This is a genomic window from Flagellimonas zhangzhouensis (assembly GCF_900102925.1).
GTDB lineage: Bacteria > Bacteroidota > Bacteroidia > Flavobacteriales > Flavobacteriaceae > Flagellimonas > Flagellimonas zhangzhouensis.
Map to the genome: position 1 here is coordinate 71,171 of NZ_FNKI01000005.1, position 17,385 is coordinate 88,555.

16 protein-coding genes are annotated in these 17,385 nt (G+C 40.8%); 9 read left to right on the forward strand and 7 right to left on the reverse strand.

The features are described 5' to 3' along the window. Positions 1-5: 5 nt before the first annotated feature. From BLQ18_RS15490 to BLQ18_RS15515, 6 genes are all read left to right on the forward strand, one after another. The gene (locus BLQ18_RS15490; protein WP_090298762.1) at positions 6-1,301 is read left to right on the forward strand and encodes a M20/M25/M40 family metallo-hydrolase; all 1,296 of its coding nucleotides are present in this window, start codon (positions 6-8) and stop codon (positions 1,299-1,301) included. A gap of 87 nt (positions 1,302-1,388) precedes the next feature. Then, positions 1,389-1,613, forward strand: coding sequence for a type II toxin-antitoxin system ParD family antitoxin (locus tag BLQ18_RS15495; protein WP_090298767.1), 225 nt, complete (start codon positions 1,389-1,391; stop codon positions 1,611-1,613). Further along, positions 1,610-1,906: a type II toxin-antitoxin system RelE/ParE family toxin gene (locus BLQ18_RS15500; protein WP_090298770.1), complete on the forward strand. Its 297-nt coding sequence runs from the start codon at positions 1,610-1,612 to the stop codon at positions 1,904-1,906. Before BLQ18_RS15495 ends, BLQ18_RS15500 begins: the two co-directional genes overlap by 4 nt. Before the next feature lie 55 nt (positions 1,907-1,961). Further along, positions 1,962-3,587, forward strand: coding sequence for a serine hydrolase domain-containing protein (locus tag BLQ18_RS15505; protein WP_090298773.1), 1,626 nt, complete (start codon positions 1,962-1,964; stop codon positions 3,585-3,587). A 1-nt stretch (position 3,588) separates the two neighbouring features. Then, positions 3,589-4,668, forward strand: coding sequence for a serine hydrolase domain-containing protein (locus BLQ18_RS15510; RefSeq protein WP_175443789.1), 1,080 nt, complete (start codon positions 3,589-3,591; stop codon positions 4,666-4,668). 167 nt (positions 4,669-4,835) lie between these two features. Then, positions 4,836-7,145 (forward strand): glycoside hydrolase family 3 protein, encoded by a 2,310-nt coding sequence (locus BLQ18_RS15515; RefSeq protein ID WP_090298779.1) that lies wholly within the window; start codon positions 4,836-4,838, stop codon positions 7,143-7,145. A gap of 67 nt (positions 7,146-7,212) precedes the next feature. Here BLQ18_RS15515 and BLQ18_RS15520 read toward each other — a convergent pair whose 3' ends face one another. Together BLQ18_RS15520 and BLQ18_RS15525 are read right to left on the reverse strand one after the other, a co-directional pair. Further along, positions 7,213-7,749, reverse strand: a complete 537-nt coding sequence (locus tag BLQ18_RS15520) for an NADPH-dependent FMN reductase (RefSeq protein WP_090298782.1) — start codon at positions 7,747-7,749, stop codon at positions 7,213-7,215. A gap of 97 nt (positions 7,750-7,846) precedes the next feature. Further along, complete coding sequence (locus BLQ18_RS15525; protein ID WP_090298785.1) at positions 7,847-8,455, reverse strand: superoxide dismutase; 609 nt, start codon at positions 8,453-8,455, stop codon at positions 7,847-7,849. 87 nt (positions 8,456-8,542) lie between these two features. Here BLQ18_RS15525 and BLQ18_RS15530 point away from each other — a divergent pair, with 87 nt between their 5' ends. After that, positions 8,543-9,175, forward strand: coding sequence for a helix-turn-helix transcriptional regulator (locus BLQ18_RS15530; protein WP_090298789.1), 633 nt, complete (start codon positions 8,543-8,545; stop codon positions 9,173-9,175). A gap of 64 nt (positions 9,176-9,239) precedes the next feature. Here BLQ18_RS15530 and BLQ18_RS15535 read toward each other — a convergent pair whose 3' ends face one another. Beyond that, the gene (locus BLQ18_RS15535; RefSeq protein ID WP_090298792.1) at positions 9,240-9,803 is read right to left on the reverse strand and encodes a YceI family protein; all 564 of its coding nucleotides are present in this window, start codon (positions 9,801-9,803) and stop codon (positions 9,240-9,242) included. 151 nt (positions 9,804-9,954) lie between these two features. Beyond that, positions 9,955-10,800 (reverse strand): helix-turn-helix domain-containing protein, encoded by an 846-nt coding sequence (locus BLQ18_RS15540; RefSeq protein WP_245668160.1) that lies wholly within the window; start codon positions 10,798-10,800, stop codon positions 9,955-9,957. Positions 10,801-10,980: 180 nt separating this feature from the next. On the opposite strand from BLQ18_RS15540, the gene hxlB reads away from it, so the two are divergent. Continuing rightward, positions 10,981-11,565 carry a 6-phospho-3-hexuloisomerase gene (gene hxlB / locus BLQ18_RS15545; RefSeq protein ID WP_090298795.1) on the forward strand — a complete coding sequence of 195 codons (585 nt, stop codon included), beginning with the start codon at positions 10,981-10,983 and terminating at the stop codon, positions 11,563-11,565. Positions 11,566-11,604: 39 nt separating this feature from the next. Beyond that, positions 11,605-12,234 (forward strand): 3-hexulose-6-phosphate synthase, encoded by a 630-nt coding sequence (hxlA, locus tag BLQ18_RS15550; protein WP_090298798.1) that lies wholly within the window; start codon positions 11,605-11,607, stop codon positions 12,232-12,234. A gap of 161 nt (positions 12,235-12,395) precedes the next feature. On the opposite strand, the gene BLQ18_RS15555 is transcribed toward hxlA, so the two are convergent. Genes BLQ18_RS15555 through BLQ18_RS15565 form a run of 3 tightly spaced genes read right to left on the reverse strand, consistent with a single transcriptional unit; the run spans position 12,396 to position 17,377 of the window. After that, positions 12,396-13,283 (reverse strand): sugar phosphate isomerase/epimerase family protein, encoded by an 888-nt coding sequence (locus BLQ18_RS15555; protein ID WP_090298802.1) that lies wholly within the window; start codon positions 13,281-13,283, stop codon positions 12,396-12,398. Between the two features lie 32 nt (positions 13,284-13,315). After that, positions 13,316-15,664 (reverse strand): alpha-L-rhamnosidase-related protein, encoded by a 2,349-nt coding sequence (locus BLQ18_RS15560; RefSeq protein WP_090298840.1) that lies wholly within the window; start codon positions 15,662-15,664, stop codon positions 13,316-13,318. Between the two features lie 42 nt (positions 15,665-15,706). Continuing rightward, positions 15,707-17,377 (reverse strand): carboxylesterase/lipase family protein, encoded by a 1,671-nt coding sequence (locus BLQ18_RS15565; RefSeq protein WP_090298846.1) that lies wholly within the window; start codon positions 17,375-17,377, stop codon positions 15,707-15,709. Positions 17,378-17,385 lie beyond the last annotated feature (8 nt).

The following is a 17,385-nucleotide window of genomic DNA, read 5'->3' on the forward strand; positions in this document are numbered from 1 at the left end:
CTAACATGAAAAAAGCAACATTAACACTAGCCATGGCATTCGGAGTTATATCCATGGCTACCCAAGCTCAAGAAGCATCTGTAGATAAAAAATATACCAAGGAAATTGAAAAATTGGCCAAGGCCAAACAAGTGAAATCTGCATTTACCCTTATCGAAGGATATAAAGAACAAACCGAAAAAGACCATATTACCCTAACCGAGATTTTGGCTGCACCTTTCAAAGAAGATGCAAGAGGTGTTGCCTTTGCAAAAATGTTGGAAGAAGCTGGTGTGGATAGTCTTTGGACCGATGAAGTTGGAAATGTTATAGGACTTCGAAAAGGAACTTCAGGTGAATCTGGCTACGTAGGTATTGATGCCCACTTGGATGTAGTTTTCCCAGAAGGTACTGATGTTACTGTTGAAAAAGTGGGTGATACCCTTAAAGCTCCTGGAATTGGAGATGATACCCGTGCTTTGTCCAATTTGATTTCAATGTTGAAAGCCATGAACAAAGCTGAGATCCAAACAGAAAAAGATGTGCTAATTGTTGGTTCTGTAGGTGAAGAAGGTCTTGGCGACCTACGCGGTATGAAATATATGTTCAACGAATCTGGGTTGGACATTGATTCCTGGATCGCTATCGATGGTGGTGCTATGGGACGTATCAGCAATGCTGGATTGGGATCCAAACGCTACAAACTATTGGTTAAAGGAAAAGGAGGTCACTCTTGGGGCGCATTCGGACTTGCCAATCCGCATCACGCTTTGGGTAAAGCCATCGATATTTTTTCTAAAGCCGCTTGGGAATTCACGCAAGGTGATGTGGAAAGAACCAGCTTCAACGTAGGTAGAATTGGTGGAGGAACTTCTGTAAATTCCATCCCATTTGAATCTTGGATGGAAGTGGATATGCGTGCCATCAGCCCAAAAAACTTGGATGAAATCGAAGCAATTTTCAAATCATCCGTAGAAAAAGCGATTGCTGAGTACAATGCCAGTGGCGTTAAAGGAGAAGTAACCTACGAACTCATCAAAATTGGTGATAGACCCTCTGGCGAATTGGCTCCCGAAGTACCATTGGTTCAAAGAGGTATGGCGGCTACAGAATTTTTTGGCGTACAACCCTCCTTGGGAAGAGGTTCAACCAACATCAACATTCCCGTTTCCAAAGGAATCCCTGCCATTTGTATTGGACGAGGTGGAAAAGGCGGAGGCGCCCACTCACTTCACGAATGGTATGTGAACGATGAAGAAGCCGAAGAGTCCATCAAATTGGCCTTATTGATTACCCTTGCTCAAGCAGGTCTAGAAAAATAATTGTAAAATCATAGATATTCAATATATCCATATTTGATAAATATGGATATAATATTGTAAATTTGATAATCATCAAATAAAAATGCCATGAATATCAGTTTTACAAAAAAGCAAGAAGAATACATAGCCAAACAAGTTGCAACAGGGGAATACCAAAACAACAGTGAGGTCATCCGCGACGCATTGCGCTTACATAGTGTTTATAGGGACAAAGTTATTGAGGACCTTAGAAGAGAGATTGAAAAAGGCTGGAGTGGTCCAGATAGTCCAAGGTCCATGGACGAAATCATTGCTTCAAAAAAGAACAGATGATAGACGGCTATGTGCTTTCACAAGAAGCCGATTATGATATTGAGGCTATTTTTGAATATGGTGAATATCGCTTTGGGAATTCTCAAGCCATAGAGTATCTCATTGGATTGAACAACCATTTCATAGCCTTGGCCCAAAACCCTGATATAGGAAAAGCTAGAACAGAAATCAAAGATGGTTTATTTAGTTTTCCCTATTGCGCTCACACTATCTTTTATCGAAAATTGAAAGGATATGTACGCATTGTAAGGGTTTTATATGGCGGCAGGGATTTGGTGAAATTTTTAAGGTAACGCACAATAATATTTTGGTCAAGTATTTAATTGTTTGAAAAAGTTGAAATAAATTATGAATAAAACCCTACTCAAACTTATAGTCTGCACTCTTTTAGTTTGTACAACATCCATTTATAGCCAACTTAGCCAGGACCAAGAAAGCAAGATTGACCAATTATTTTTGAATTGGAACAAACCCAATCACCCTGGTGGCGCCATTGCGGTGATGCAAGGGGATCAAGTGGTGTATTCAAAGGCTTTTGGTCTGGCGAGTATGGAGTACATGGTTCCAAATGCCACGGGAACTAGATTTAATGTGGCTTCGGTATCCAAGCAGTTCAGCTCTTTGGGTATTGTAAAATTGCACTTGGAGGGCAAACTTTCCATTGACGACACCATTGATAAGTATATTGATGGACTGGCTTCATTTGGCAGCAAGATCACCATCCGTCAGATGATGCATCACACCAGTGGCCTACGTAGTTTGCACGCTCTTTTTGCCTTGGCAGGTTGGAGAAATGATGATTCCAGAACCAATGCCGATTTGGATAGATTGATGTTGCTACAAACGGACCTCAATTTTGAACCAGGTTCAGAATACTTGTATTGCAATACGGGCTATATGTTTTTGGCCAACATCATTGAAAAGGTCACTAACAAGTCTTTCGTGGATTACATGGAGCAGGAAGTGTTCATCCCTTTAGGGATGTATGAGACCTATGTGGAAGATAGATATGATCGAATTGTACCCAATAACGCTACCTCCTACTATACCCAAAGAGACGGTTTTGTTCGCGCTGTGGAATATTGGGGCTATGTGGGTTCAGGAAATATGCACACTACTACGATAGATTTGTTGAAATACCTGAAAAACTATTACAATCCGACATCGGGTTGGAAATCAGCTTTTGATATGATGCAAACGCTGGACCCTTTGAACGATGGAAGTTTTAACCAATATGCTTTTGGGGTAAATGTAGAGGAAATTTTGGGCAAAAAGCGGGTAAGTCATGGAGGCTCCATTGGTGGGTTCCGTTCCAATATTGCAGTATTTCCGAATGATCAAACCAGTATTGCCATCATTACCAATTTTTCATCTTCAAATCCTGGAGGAAAATCAAATGATATTGCCGAGATTCTTTTTGACCAGAAATTGACCCCGAAAACATTAACGGCTGCTAAAATTTCAAAAACCAGTCTGGAATCTTTTAAAGGCACCTATTATGATCATGATCTGTATGAAGAAAATAAGGTGGAATTTAGTGGTGACACACTTTTTCTTGGCAATTCCAAAGCAGCATTTATTCCCATTGGTAAAAACAAATTTGAAGCCATTTGGAGTGGAACTACCCTTACTTTTGAAGAGAATCAATTTACTTACACACCTTTTAGTGGCAAGCCCCAAGTTTTCAAGAAATTTCAAGAGGAACCATTTACCGAATCATTGGCCAAAGAATACGAAGGGGCCTATTACAGTCCAGAAATCCATACATCCTACGCCATTTTCAGTAAAAACGGGGAATTATTTGCCTATCATATCCGTCACGGAGAAATGAAACTAGAGCAAAAATTCAAAGATATGTTGGAGGGTGATTATCCGCTAAGAGCTTTGAAATTCAAGCGTGAAAATGGGAAAATTACTGGCGTATTTATTTCCGATGGCAGGGCAAGAAACCTTTGGTTCGAAAAAACGAATTAATATGAAATCCACATTCCAACCACTTCAAAAATTGTGTTTTGCAATTGTATGTTTATTTGCCATTCAACTATGTGCACAAACTTTTCCAGATAGGATTTGGCACCGTGCATCTGATGCCGAGGTACAACCTTGGCAAAATGAAAAGTCAAAAGCCTTTCGGGAGTATCTCATCGACAGTACAAAAATCACGGGCTTGATGATTGTCCATAAAGGCAAAGTGGTTTTTGATTATGGGGATGTGGAAGAACTCAGTTATATCGCATCCATTAGAAAAAGTGTACTTTCCATGATGTATGGGCAGTATGTCGAAGATGGTACCATTAAACTGGACAAAACCATTAAAGAGCTTGGAATTGATGATGTGGAGGGCATTTTACCTATCGAACAAAAAGCAACGGTTCAAGATATTATTTCAGCAAGGTCAGGAGTGTATCACCCTGAAGGATATCCTGGAGGAATGCAGGAATATGCACCCAAAAGAGGTTCTGTTGAACCAGGTTCGTATTGGTTGTATTCCAACTGGGATTTTAACGTAGCGGGGTACATATTTGAACAGGAGACGGGTAAAAACATCTACGACGAAGTAGAACGGCAATTGGCGAATCCATTGCATATGCAAGATTGGGACCGTTCCTTGCAACAAAAACAGGGAAATCCTGCCATTTCAAAATATTTGGCCTACCCTATGTGGTTCTCAACCCGAGATATGGCCCGTTTAGGTTTAATGATGCTCAACAAAGGAAAATGGAAAGACACCCAAGTCATCAGCGAATCGTGGGTGAATGAAATGTTGAAATCCCGCACCTCACATGTAGAACTCAACAAAAATGTGCCTGTTTTCCTAGGAACAGGAATCAATTATGGGTATGGTTATATGTGGTGGTTGTGGCAAGATGTGAGCGACAAACGCTACGAGGGCGCTTATTCCGCCAAAGGCGCCATGGGACAGAATATTACGGTTTATCCAGCCATCGAAACTGTGTTGGCGTTTAAAACCAAGGCTGCATACCGAAGAAGCAATTCGTCCGATGTACGATTGAAGGTCGCCCAAAAAGCAGCTGAGATTTTTGAAATGCAATAGGCTTCTACTTCAAAAGAAAGCTTAGTTAATTATCATTCTGGCCTGCTTTTATGAAAAACCCTCTCTGATGTTGGGTTTCATCGAAAAGTATTGGGTATTATTTCCATTTTTAATCTTCTAGTAGCTAAATTGCAAGGTGTTCGCACATAGCAACTAAACAACAACATATGCAAACTATCAAACAACAATTTCAATTGGGGAGTATCCTTTTGACCGCTTTAGTAGTGGGATGTTCGCCCAAGTTTACCGAAGAAACCAAGGATGGTTTCAATCTTGTTCATAATGAAGATGGCAAAACTTTAGGGTATAGTCCAACCTCCAAAGTTTCACTCTTAACAGTGGACCAATATGCCTTTAAGGATCTAAATCAAAATGGCACTTTGGACCCTTATGAAGATTGGCGATTGAGCACCATTGAACGTGCCGCTGACCTTGCTTCCAAAATGACAGTGGAACAAATTGCTGGATTAATGCTCTACAGTGCCCATCAATCCATTCCAGGAGGAGGCAATAGCTTTTTTGGGCCAGTCACCTATGGTGGAAAACCTTATGCTGAAAGTGGTGCTGAAGCCAGTGACCTTTCCGATGCCCAGAAAAAATTTCTTCAAGAAGATAACTTAAGACATGTTTTGATTACCAGCGTTGAGACGCCAGGTATTTCAGCACAATGGAACAACAACGCCCAAGCCTTGGTGGAAGGCATTGGCATGGGAATTCCTGTAAATACCAGTAGTGACCCTCGACACGGAAGTGATTCTTATGCTGAATTCAATGCTGGTGCAGGAGGAAAAATTTCCATGTGGCCGAGCACTTTAGGTGTCGCTGCCAGTTTTGACCCTGCTATAATGAAACAATTCGGAGATGTAGCTTCACAAGAATATCGTGCTTTGGGTATAGCGACTGCCTTATCCCCTCAAATTGACTTGGCAACTGAGCCTCGTTGGTCCCGATTTGATGGTACCATGGGAGAAGACCCACAATTGGCCGCAGATATGGCTAGAGCATATGTGGATGGCTTTCAATCCACAGATGGAAATGGTTGGGGCAATCAAAGTGTAAACGCCATGGTAAAACACTGGCCTGGTGGTGGTCCAGAAGAAGGTGGTCGTGATGCACATTTTGGTTACGGCTCTTATGCTGCTTACCCTGGAAACAATCTTAAAGACCATTTGATTCCTTTTACCGAAGGTGCCTTTAAATTGAATGGACCAACAAAAATGGCCACTGCTGTAATGCCATATTACACCATTTCCACTGATATAGATACAAAAAATGAGGAAAATGTTGGTAATTCATACAACAAATACCTCATCACCGATTTGTTACGAGGAGAATACGGTTACGATGGCGTTATCTGTACCGATTGGGGAATTACCAGTGATGCTCCCAATGTGTATGAATTTAGGGGTAAACCATGGGGCGTTGAAAATTTAAGCGTAGCAGAGCGCCACTATAAAATTATAGAAGCGGGATGCGACCAATTTGGAGGAAACAACGATATGGGCCCTGTGATTGAAGCGTATCAAATGGGTGTAGCAGAACATGGCGAAGAGTACATGCGTGAGCGTTTTGAAACCTCAGCAGTGCGTTTGTTGAGAAACATTTTCAATACAGGTTTGTTCGAAAACCCTTATTTAGATGTGGCTGAAACAGAGGAAACTGTTGGAAAAGCGGAATTCATGGCTGCGGGTTACAATGCACAATTAAAATCCATTGTGATGTTGAAAAACCAAGCCAAAAGTTTACCAATGGAAGCCAAGAAAAAAGTATATGTTCCTCAACGTTATGTGGCCTCAACAACCAACTGGTTTGGCATTCAAACTCCAGAGCGTACTGAATATCCATTTAATATGGATATGGTTGAAAAATATTATGAGGTTGTGGAAAATCCTGAGGACGCAGATTTTGCGCTAGTAGGTATCACAAACCCTGATGGCGGAGTCGGATATGACGTTGCCGACACTGAAAAAGGTGGTAACGGCTATGTTCCGATCAGTTTGCAGTACGGAACTTATACCGCAACCACTGCAAGGGAAACCAGTTTAGCAGGAGGAAGTCCTTTTGAAGACTTTACCAACCGTTCTTATAAAGATAAAACTACAACGGCATCCAATATTTCAGATATGGCTTTGGTGACCGAAACCAAACATAAAATGGGAGATAAACCAGTAGTAGTAGTTGTTAAAGTATCCAAACCTATGGTTTTTGCCGAAATAGAATCTTCAGCTGATGCTATTTTAGTACAAATGGGGGTACAGGATCAGGCTATTTTGGATATCATTTCAGGAAAAACAGAACCCTCTGCCCTATTGCCTTTTCAAATGCCCAATAGTATGTTGACCGTAGAATCACAATTTGAAGATGTTCCAAGAGATATGGAACCTTATACCGATTCCGCAGGAAACAGTTATGATTTTGCTTACGGACTTAACTGGAGTGGTGTTATTGATGACGAAAGAACCCAGAAATACAAATAATTAATCTGTTACTACTAAATAAAAAAGCCCCTTTTTAAGGGGCTTTTATTTTTCTTATATCAAATGTTTAAATAGGTGCTACCAATTGAGCAATCATCCGTTCAAACTTTTCTTGATATTCAATAGCAATTTGTTTCCCATTCTCTTCATATAAACCCTGCATTACTACTGGGATACTATAAGGCAAGGTCCAAGCTCGCAACGTATTTGCAATAGCGCGCATATTGTCAATTCCTGTAGAAGCATTTCCACCGTACGCCCAAGAAACCAAACCTACCCTATTGTGTGAGAGGTAAGGATGTATCTCTTTGGCACTAATAATCAACCAATCCAAACAATTTTTCATGGCTCCTACCATACCTCCGTGGTAAAGTGGACTCAACCAAATATGTTTATCGCAACTGCGAAATAACTCCACCATTTTTAAAACGGCATCCGGAACAATATCACAATCCTCTGAAAAAAAGGGAATCGCATGCTCCGAAATATTAAAAACCTCCACTTCTATTCCCATTCCAGTTAAAGTGGATTGAAAGTAATCTGTAATGTGGTTGGCCGTATTCCGTTTGTTGGACATAGTCCCGTTAAAAACCAATACCCTCATTTGTTCTATAGTATCGTTGGTAGTTCGATAAATTCAGTGAAAAATTAAATCCGGAACAGCATTCACCATTCCGGATTCACTTTAGGTATAGAAATCGTTATGATTTAGCCGCTATGTAACGTTTCTCTACCTCTTTCCAGTTTACAATATTCCAGAATGCATCAATGTATTCTGGCCTTTTGTTTTGATAATTTAGGTAATACGCGTGTTCCCAAACATCCAAGCCCAAAATTGGGGTTCCTTGGTCAGGAGCTGCATCCATAAGAGGGTTATCTTGGTTTGGGGTAGAAGTAACTTTTAAGTTTCCATCAGCATCAACGATCAACCAAGCCCAACCTGAACCGAATCTTGTTGCTGCAGCATTGGAAAAACTTGTTTTAAATTCCTCTAATGAACCAAATGCGCCATCGATAGCTTCTGAAAGTGTTGCAGGGATTTCGGTTCCATTTGGCGTAAGAATGCTCCAGAACATACTGTGGTTGTAATGTCCACCTCCATTATTTCTGATCCCGCTAGATAATTTTGAGATTTTTGCAAAAAGGCTTTCCAAATCAGAGTCTTCCAGCTTTGCTTCTTCCAAAGCGGCGTTTAGTTTGGTTACGTATCCTTGGTGATGCTTGGTATGGTGGATCTCCATGGTAGCAGCATCAATATAAGGGGTTAGTGCATCATACGCGTACGGTAATTCTGGTAATTTGTAACTCATAATATGTAGATTTGAATTAAATATTTTTTAAATACAGTACAAAGATATTACATTTGTATAATAAACCAAATAATTACTTTGTTTATTATGAATAATATTATTCCAGAAAATGAAAGGGCTATTTGGATTCTAAAACACGAGGGGGAAAAGACCTTGAAAGAATTGGCTCTTGAACTTGGTATAACAACTGAAGGTGCCCGTTTTCAATTGTTGAAACTCTCCAACGATGGTCTGGTAAAATCAGAAAGTAGGGCTTTAGGAAGGGGTCGTCCACAACAATTTTGGACATTGACCCAAAAAGGACACGCAAAGTTCCCAGATTCCCATTCGGAATTGACGTTGCGCTTGATCAATAAGATAAAGGAGAATTTAGGGGAAGATACCTTAACTCAAATCATTAGCTCCACGGGGAAGGATAATTTACAGAATTATCGCAAAACCATTACCGAAACCGATTCCTTAAAGGAAAAGGTCAAGAAATTGGCCGAGCTTCGAAAAAGCGAAGGTTATATGGCGCAATTTGAAGAAAATGAAGATGGGGATTACCTTTTAATTGAAAACCACTGCCCTATTTGTGCGGCTGCAACCTTATGTCAAGGTTTTTGCAGTACAGAACTCAACACCTTTCAAGCTATTTTAGGTCCCAATACAAAGGTGGAAAGGGTAGACCATATTTTGGCGGGTGCACGACGTTGTGCCTATTTAATTCAGGAAAAATAAAAAAGCTAGACAAAACAGTAACTCAACCAATTGCCTAGCCTTTTAAAAAAATAGCTCCACCAACCTATTGTTGAGCCATCTCAAGATTTACAGTTAATTCAACATCGTCACCCAATGTCGGGGTGTCTCCTCCAACACCGAACTCCAAACGGTTCACCGTACCAGTCAACTTTAAACCAGCCTTTAATTTTTGACTACGCTGATCGGTAATAATTCCATTTACCTTACCATCCAAGGTCACAGTTTTGGTTACACCGTGCATGGAAAGATCTCCAGTTACCTTAAAGGTTTTATCTCCAGTTTTTTCAAATTTGCTGCTTTTAAATGTGATGGATGGATATTTCTCTGCATCAAAAAAGTCTGGGCTTTTTAGGTGATTGTCCCTGTTCCCATTATCGGTATCGATACTGGCAACTTTAATATCCACTTCAAAAGAAGCATTATCAAAATCGTCTCCTGCAGTCGCAGTAATATCAAATTCGCCGAAGCTACCCTCAACTTCCGAAATCATTAAGTGGGTAATGCTGAATCCTACCTTGGAGTGCGCTCCATCCGATTTCCAAGTAGATTGTGCTTGAACTGTGGCTCCTACTAGAACCAATGCTAGAAAAAATGACAGTTTTCTCATACGATGTAATTGTTTAATAGTGATTGTGTAATTTAATTTTCGTTAAAACCTTTCGTGAGTTTTCGAATTGTTTTGCCGTCTCAATTACCAATATTATGCCATACTTCTCAAAAAACTGTTCTTGACTGTTCTGATAGTCCTCTTCGGAACCCTAATTAATCAAGGTATTGTCGTATTCGCGAACATGGTTTTTTACATCTTTTTGGAATTCCTGAGCAGTTTGCCCTGAATGTTGTTTAAAGAACCTGCTGAAGTAGGAACGGTCTTTAAACCCAAGATTAAAAGCGATTTCCTTAATGGTATTCTCACTGTGGATTATTTGTCTTTTGGCTTCCAACAAAATACGATCATGAATCAACTGCATGGCCGTTTTGTTCAGTTTATCCTTTAATATTTGATTGAGTCGTTTAGCACTGATTCCCAAGTTGCTTGCATAAAATTCTGCTGCACGTTCTTCCAAATAGTTCATTTCCAACAATAGCATAAACTCATAGATTCGCTTTTCGTTGATGTCCTGTTTGGTAAAATGTTCCTCTTTAAGCTCAATCAATTTGAGCAAAAACACCTTGAGAAGTGCCTTTAACATGATCAACTGTTCCCCCTCCTTTTCATATTCCTCAACCAAAAGGTCAAAAACGGAAGTTAATCCTTGGGAAGTCTGTTCGTTCACTTGCAAACACGAGAATTCACCTTGAATGTTGAACATACGAAAAACATCCAAAAGAAATTCCTTTAAATCTCCCTCCAACAATTCTCGTTTAAATGAGATAAGCACCCCTTTTTTACCAGCTTTGTTTAATTGGTGCACACGGTAAGGAGGTATCAAATAAATCCAATCTCCTTTCAACGTTTGAAAAGCATGTTGGGGCACATGCAATGCTTCTTCATTATGCAACCAAACAATTTCAAAAAATTCCTTTCGAGCTGGGTCATCCAAATAAGCAGGTGGACAATTGGCCAAATCTCGAATATAAATCACTTTGTTGCTTAACATCATTTCATCTATTAAAAAACACCCTGTTTCCAAAATGTACCACAAAAGTGGCAAATACCACCATAACTACCATAAGAATGGGCAAATAATACCACACATCTATCCAATTGTGTACAAACCACTCCTCTAACGCCCTCTAATTTTGTACCCTGACTACGAAAAAGAAGATTAGATCTAAAGCTTATGGATTATTTAGAAGTTTCGACCAAGGCTGCAGCCATTCATGAGGCACTGCAAATGATTTTGGAAGAGCACCAACAGGTTGCCCAACATCTTCCTTATGATCAATTACCAGAAATTGTGAACGCTATTGATGAGGCACAACATATTTTCTTGTTGGGAGCTGGTAGAACTGGATTTATGATCAAAGCAGCTGCCATGCGTTTAATGCACCTTAGCTATTCGGTGTATGTGGTGGGCGAAACCATTGCACCTGCTATTGGAGAGGGTGATTTGCTTATCGCTGCTTCAGGTTCGGGCACAACGGGAAACATTGTAAAAGCAGCCCAGACTGCACAAGATAGCGGAGCACAAATTGCATGTTTTACTACAAATTCAAATGCTCCTTTGGCCCAAATTTCCAATTACACTATGACCATTCCTGCTGCTGGTAAACAGGATAAAAACAGTACAGCATCGCAACAATATGCGGGTAGCTTGTTCGAACAATCTTTTTTATTGGTGTTCGATGCAATCATTCAACATTTATGGAAACGTTCAGGGGTAACCCACGATGAGCTTTGGAAGCGACACGCGAACATGGAGTAAAAACAAACAACAAAAATTACATTTTAAATTTTATAGATTATGGCTAAACTACAAGTAGCAATCGATTTATTGACCACAGAAGACGCTATTGCTTTGGCAACCAAAGTGGCACCTTATATTGATATTATTGAATTGGGAACTCCCCTTATTAAAAGTGAAGGACTAAGCGTTATCACTGCAATGAAAGAGGCTTTCCCTGATAAAAAAGTATTTGCTGATTTTAAAACTGCCGATGCTGGCGCATTGGAAGCTGAAATGGCCTTTAAGGCTGGAGCTGATTACATCACCATTTTGGGTGCTGTTGATGATGCTACCATTGCTGGTGCGGTTAGCAAAGCTAAAGAATACAACAGAGGTGTTGTGGTTGATACCATTGGTGTAGCTGATCGTGTGAAACGTGCTCAAGAAGTTTCTAAACTAGGTGTGGAATTTGTGGAATTGCACGCTGGATTGGATGAACAGGCAAAACCTGGTTACTCTATTCAAGTATTGATCGATGAAGCAACAAGTGCTGGTGTTCCTGTTTCCATTGCTGGTGGTGTTTCTCTAGATAGTATTGATGGTGTGAAAAATTCAGGTGCTGTTGTTGCCGTAGCTGGAGGTGCCATTTATGGTGCTGAAGACCCTGCAGCAGCTGCAAAAGCACTTAAAGAAGCTTTGACAGCCTAAAATTTGTTTTGGACAATATAGTTGACGGGATTTGAGCGAATCCCATCTTCATAATGATAAAACTATATTGTGGTTGGTTGGTAAAAAGGTCATGACCAAATGGACATGACCTTTTTCCTTTTTGTACTATTGGATTTGTTCCGCTATTCCTCAAGTAAAGCCTACTCCGAGGCTTTATCGAATCCGAACTCCTTTAACCCTTTGTGACTGATTTTAATGGCTTCCAAAGGTTCCAAACCGTCAAAAACACGGTCTTGCTCCACAAAAAAGTGTTGCATTCCCGATGCTTCCTTGTGGTCTAAAATTCTTTTGAAATCTATTTTACCTTGGCCTACTGGTGCGAATCTATCTTGTTGGTCCATATCCTTTACATGCCAACTTTTAAAGCGCCCTGGATATTTTTCAAAATAAGCAACTGGATCGGCATTGGCTCGGGTCATCCAAAATAGGTCCATTTGAAAATTCACATATTTTGGGTCGGTATGCTCCAAAAGATAATCCAATGGTTTGTCGCCATTTTCATCTACTTTAAGTTCCATGTCGTGATTATGATACAGCAACTGGATGCCCTCTTTTTCGCATTTCTTGCCCAGTTCAGTCAAAAACTCAACAAAATCATCCAAGGACCCTTTCATTTTCATGGTTCGGGTTTCACGGTCTACCTCCACCAAACTTCTTGGTGGTGATGGCACTACAAAGTACTTGAAACCTGCTTCTTTTACGGCAGTGACCATTGCATCGGTTTCATCCATATCCACTACCCTTTGATGCGTACTCATGGGTTCTAATCCTTTGGATTTAAGCAATGCGTTAAAATCTGCAGGGGCCATGCCATAGAATTTACCCTCGGCATATCCTGCAGCCTCTACATACCCATAACCCGTATCCGCTACTTCCTGAAGTGTGCTTTCCACATCGGAATTCATATTATCTCGCAACGTGTACAGTGCTAATCCTCCAAAATTTTGTTGGGCCTGTACTGTACAAAATGTAAAGACTAAGGCCAGAAAAAATAGCCAGCCTTTTTTAATAAAGGGAATGCGGATCATATCAGTTTGTTTAGTTTGTTAATGAATTAAAGTTACAGGTTAATTTTGTTTTCCCCTGCACTTAAGGCATTCACCTGACCGTTCCACACAAACTCCCCATCGACTCCACTTGGCAGGTTGATGGTCGCTTGTAGCTTTTTACCAGACATTTTATAGTCCACGGAAATCATTCCTGCTGGGTGTGGCATTTCTCCCCCGATCTTTTTGATGTCTCCTAAATTTGGAGCGATACGCACGGTTTTAAAGTTTGGTGAAGCACTTTCTATCCCCAAAAGAATTCTGAAAAATTCAATGTTCGGGCTAGATCCCCAAGCATGGCAATCGGAACGTGTCGTTTCAACTTGTGAAGTTTCTCCCCAAGTGGTCAATCCCAATTCCATATTCTTTCTCCAAACATCCAACCATTCCAAATACTGATCTCCATAACCAGCTTCGTTCAAAGCCAAGTGCAAATAGTAGCTAAAATAAATGGACGTAGGTGCCAAAGTTTTGTCTTCCAACAACGATTTTCCGATGGCTTTTTTAGTGTCTTCATCCACTATGTTGGCCAAAATCGCCAAAGTATTGGCATGTTGGGAAAATTTGTCTTTGGCAGGAGTGTCAGCAAACAATTGCTTGGATTCGTCCCAATATTTACTCTTGATAGTTTCGGTCAATTGATCGGCCATGGTTTTGTATAGGGTCACAAATTCTGGTTTTCCCAATTCTTCTTCCAAAGCGATTCCAGATTGTAATGCATGCAACATTTGAAGATCCAAAGCTGCAGAAGAACCATCTTCGGCCATTGGAGCCATACCGAAATTCCACTCAGGAACCCAATCGGTATAGTTCCATCCAGGAACATTTTTCAGCGACCCATCGTCATCCAAATAGGTGATAAAATAGTTCAGTACTTGACGAGATCCCATCAACTTTTCAGCTACAAAATCAGCATCGCTACCGTACATCATATAATCATAAAGCATACTCACATACCACAACGAATAGGTCGGAATCACCTGATCTTGTCTATCAGGGTATCTACTTAAAGTATGCCCATTGGGTTGTCTTGAGTAATCAATTAAATTGATGGCGTTTTTAATCAAACGGTCATCACCTGAGTTATAAAACGACACAAAATGTTGGATTCTGGTATCCCCTACATACTGCAATCTTTCGTAATATGGACAGTCCATATAAGTATCAACAGCACAAAGACGGGCAGTTCTCCATCCTATTTCCATCATTTCGGATAACTCTTCACTCTCAGAGAAAAGGTTGGCCTTCATTTGGAAAGGGTATCCCGTAAAAGTTCCGTAGATATCGTTGATCACCAATGGCTCATCTTTCGTCTCAACACCCAATTCTACATATCGATAGGTTCTATACGTAAGTGATGTATATTCTTGATTGGCTTTACCGTTGGAAATAATACTGTCCCTTCTTCCTGTCATGGTCTTGCCTTCAATATCATTACGATTGCCTTTGGCACCTTCGCTATCGTAAAGCCCCTCAGCATATTGAACGGTGATCACACTATTCTTTCCACCACTGAACAACAAGCTCAAATAGGCGTTGGTCAAATGCTCTTGATCCAATAAGATTTTGATGTTGGAATTCGCATCGATTTTAATATCCGTTGGCTTTGCTGGAAAAGAGGATGGAACTTTTACTCCTTCAGCTTTTCTAACGGTAGCCAAACGCTCGTTAGTCAATTCCATTTCTGGTAAGATGGATGGTACTAAATTCCAACCTTCTTGTTGTCTAAATCCAAATCCTTGCTGCACGGCTTCAAAAACGGTATCTGCAGCATCCCAAGAACTATCATCAAAATTTTGTGCATTCCAATTGCCAACAGCCTTGTTCATATCGATAAAATCCCCTGCTCCAGCAGCATAATATCCGCGGATATATTGTTTTAAAGGGGTATAGGATTTGTCTTCTGTAACCTTCCAACTTTTATTGGTGTCCACTATTTTAGCCTGCTCGGTTTGTCCTTGTAGAATCAAAGCCGTTTTAAAGGAAAATTGTGCCACGGCACGCAAATCCGCTTCGTTCCAAACTTTAACAGCAATGGTGTTTTGCCCTTGTTTTAAGTTGGAAGCGATATCCATGGATTGGTAGTTCCAATGTTTGATGTCTCCCCAGTTGGGACCAACAGAAACAAGGTTTCCATTCACGAACAATTTATATCGGTTATCCGCAGAAATCCGAATCGGAAACGATGTTGGTGCCGCATCCAAATTGAAGGATTTACGGAACAAATACATTCCTGCCGCCTCGGCATCTGAATCCCCTAAGGTAATCCAAGTTGCCGTCCATTCAGGTTCTGCGTTGGGCCTACGCTGAGCGGTCAAGGCCAGCGTGGACATTAAAATTAGTAGTGTTAGAAAGTTTCTCATGTTATAATTAGCTTGTTTTAGTGTTATGTTCAATCCTTGTTTCTATGGTAATCTTCCAATTTCCCTCCACATGGCAAGTTCTTGTGAAAATCTATCATCAATCACCTCACATTTCGTATCAATACGCATGGTAGGTCTAGAATTTAAATTATACTCAGGCCATTTTGGTAAATCTTCTGCATGAGGTGTACCTGTTTTGGCGAACCCTGTCCAATAGGCAGCCATATTGTGCGAAGCCGTAAAGCGTTCAGGTCTTCCTCCTCCAAAAAAGCTTGGACGGTCCGGCTCACCATCTTTTGGTGGTTGTTCGTTATTGAACTTGAACGAAATATCCATCGCGTGCGGAGTTCCCATCGGATAATCCGTACCTGGAATCAACTTTTCAGATTTGTACCCGAAATTGTACAAGTATACGGGTGCTCCATCTTCTTTGGCTTTTCGTTGAGCAATTTCAACGGAACCCAAGCCCATCATCACAATGGATGAAACCGCTACAAAAATATCAGCAGGAGAAGCCTCAGGTCTTGCCTTTTTGTAAGCTTCAATCACTTTTGGCGTATCGGCTCCAAACTGAGGTTCCAATCTGGATTTTAACCCATCAAAATCGAGGGTAGCAAATTCCGTGTCCTTTCTTTCCCAAGCGAAAAAGGTATATTCATCCTCATTCCAGCCTACCATCAAAGGTTTGTCCTTGGAAATATTTGGAGCGGTTGGGTCAAAAGGATGGTTGGGCAAAACGATTCCATCCACCACTGGGCCAAACCCACCTACAGCAGGTTCGGTTAAACCACCAGTATTTTTCTTTTCTTGAAATGGTGGAACAAATGGAATTTTTGCTTGAACCCTTAAAATTTCATCGGTCGGCACTTCCAACAATTTTTTCCAATTGTTTTTTGTGAAACCAAATTCGTTGAGCACCAATTCGGTGTTTTTGGCGGCCATATCCTTGGTCATCATGCGAACTCCTGGGCCACTTTCAATTGATGCTTTATTAAAAAACGGTGACGCCTCTGGCATAGCATACAAGCAAGAAGTTTTTGCTCCCCCACCCGATTCACCGAAGATCATCACATTATTCGGGTCACCACCAAATACATGAATATTTTCATTCACCCATTTTAAACCCTCGGTAATGTCCAAAAGTCCCATGTTTCCTGAACCGGCATACTCAGCACCTCCCAATTCATCCAAATACATAAAGCCGAGCATTCCCAAACGGTGATTGGTCTGCACCACCACCACATCAAAATTACGGGCCAAATTGGCGCCATCTTGACCTCCTGAACCTCCTGAACCGATTACAAATCCTCCACCATGGCTATAAAACATCACCGGACGTTTTTTACCATCATTGGCAGGGGTCCAGACATTCAAAAACAAACAGTCTTCGGCTGGGGCAGGCTCTCCTCTTCGTGGTCCTTGAATGGCTGGTGGTCCCAATTCGTAAGTATCGCGAACTCCTGTCCATGCTACTAAAGGACCTGGTCGACGAAATCTTCGGTCACCAGATACTTTTCCTGCATACGGAATACCTTTAAAAATATTAACGCCTGCGGAGCGCATTCCCTTTATTTTTCCTTTTGAGATTTCGGCTTCTACCCATTCTTCGGGAATATCCCATCGGTTATATCCAAAAGGCAACATGGTACCTGGAAGAAACATCAATGCCGATGATGCCCCAACTGTTCTAATAAAATTTCTTCTTGTGTTCATTTAAATGG

Bases quoted from the DNA above. Each gene is read 5' to 3' on its own strand.
- BLQ18_RS15490 (WP_090298762.1), top strand. From the start codon at position 6: ATGAAAAAAGCAACATTAACACTAGCCATGGCATTCGGAGTTATATCC.
- BLQ18_RS15495 (WP_090298767.1), top strand. From the start codon at position 1,389: ATGAATATCAGTTTTACAAAAAAGCAAGAAGAATACATAGCCAAACAA.
- BLQ18_RS15500 (WP_090298770.1), top strand. From the start codon at position 1,610: ATGATAGACGGCTATGTGCTTTCACAAGAAGCCGATTATGATATTGAG.
- BLQ18_RS15505 (WP_090298773.1), top strand. From the start codon at position 1,962: ATGAATAAAACCCTACTCAAACTTATAGTCTGCACTCTTTTAGTTTGT.
- BLQ18_RS15510 (WP_175443789.1), top strand. From the start codon at position 3,589: ATGAAATCCACATTCCAACCACTTCAAAAATTGTGTTTTGCAATTGTA.
- BLQ18_RS15515 (WP_090298779.1), top strand. From the start codon at position 4,836: ATGCAAACTATCAAACAACAATTTCAATTGGGGAGTATCCTTTTGACC.
- BLQ18_RS15520 (WP_090298782.1), bottom strand. From the start codon at position 7,749: ATGAGGGTATTGGTTTTTAACGGGACTATGTCCAACAAACGGAATACG.
- BLQ18_RS15525 (WP_090298785.1), bottom strand. From the start codon at position 8,455: ATGAGTTACAAATTACCAGAATTACCGTACGCGTATGATGCACTAACC.
- BLQ18_RS15530 (WP_090298789.1), top strand. From the start codon at position 8,543: ATGAATAATATTATTCCAGAAAATGAAAGGGCTATTTGGATTCTAAAA.
- BLQ18_RS15535 (WP_090298792.1), bottom strand. From the start codon at position 9,803: ATGAGAAAACTGTCATTTTTTCTAGCATTGGTTCTAGTAGGAGCCACA.
- BLQ18_RS15540 (WP_245668160.1), bottom strand. From the start codon at position 10,800: ATGATGTTAAGCAACAAAGTGATTTATATTCGAGATTTGGCCAATTGT.
- hxlB (WP_090298795.1), top strand. From the start codon at position 10,981: ATGGATTATTTAGAAGTTTCGACCAAGGCTGCAGCCATTCATGAGGCA.
- hxlA (WP_090298798.1), top strand. From the start codon at position 11,605: ATGGCTAAACTACAAGTAGCAATCGATTTATTGACCACAGAAGACGCT.
- BLQ18_RS15555 (WP_090298802.1), bottom strand. From the start codon at position 13,283: ATGATCCGCATTCCCTTTATTAAAAAAGGCTGGCTATTTTTTCTGGCC.
- BLQ18_RS15560 (WP_090298840.1), bottom strand. From the start codon at position 15,664: ATGAGAAACTTTCTAACACTACTAATTTTAATGTCCACGCTGGCCTTG.
- BLQ18_RS15565 (WP_090298846.1), bottom strand. From the start codon at position 17,377: ATGAACACAAGAAGAAATTTTATTAGAACAGTTGGGGCATCATCGGCA.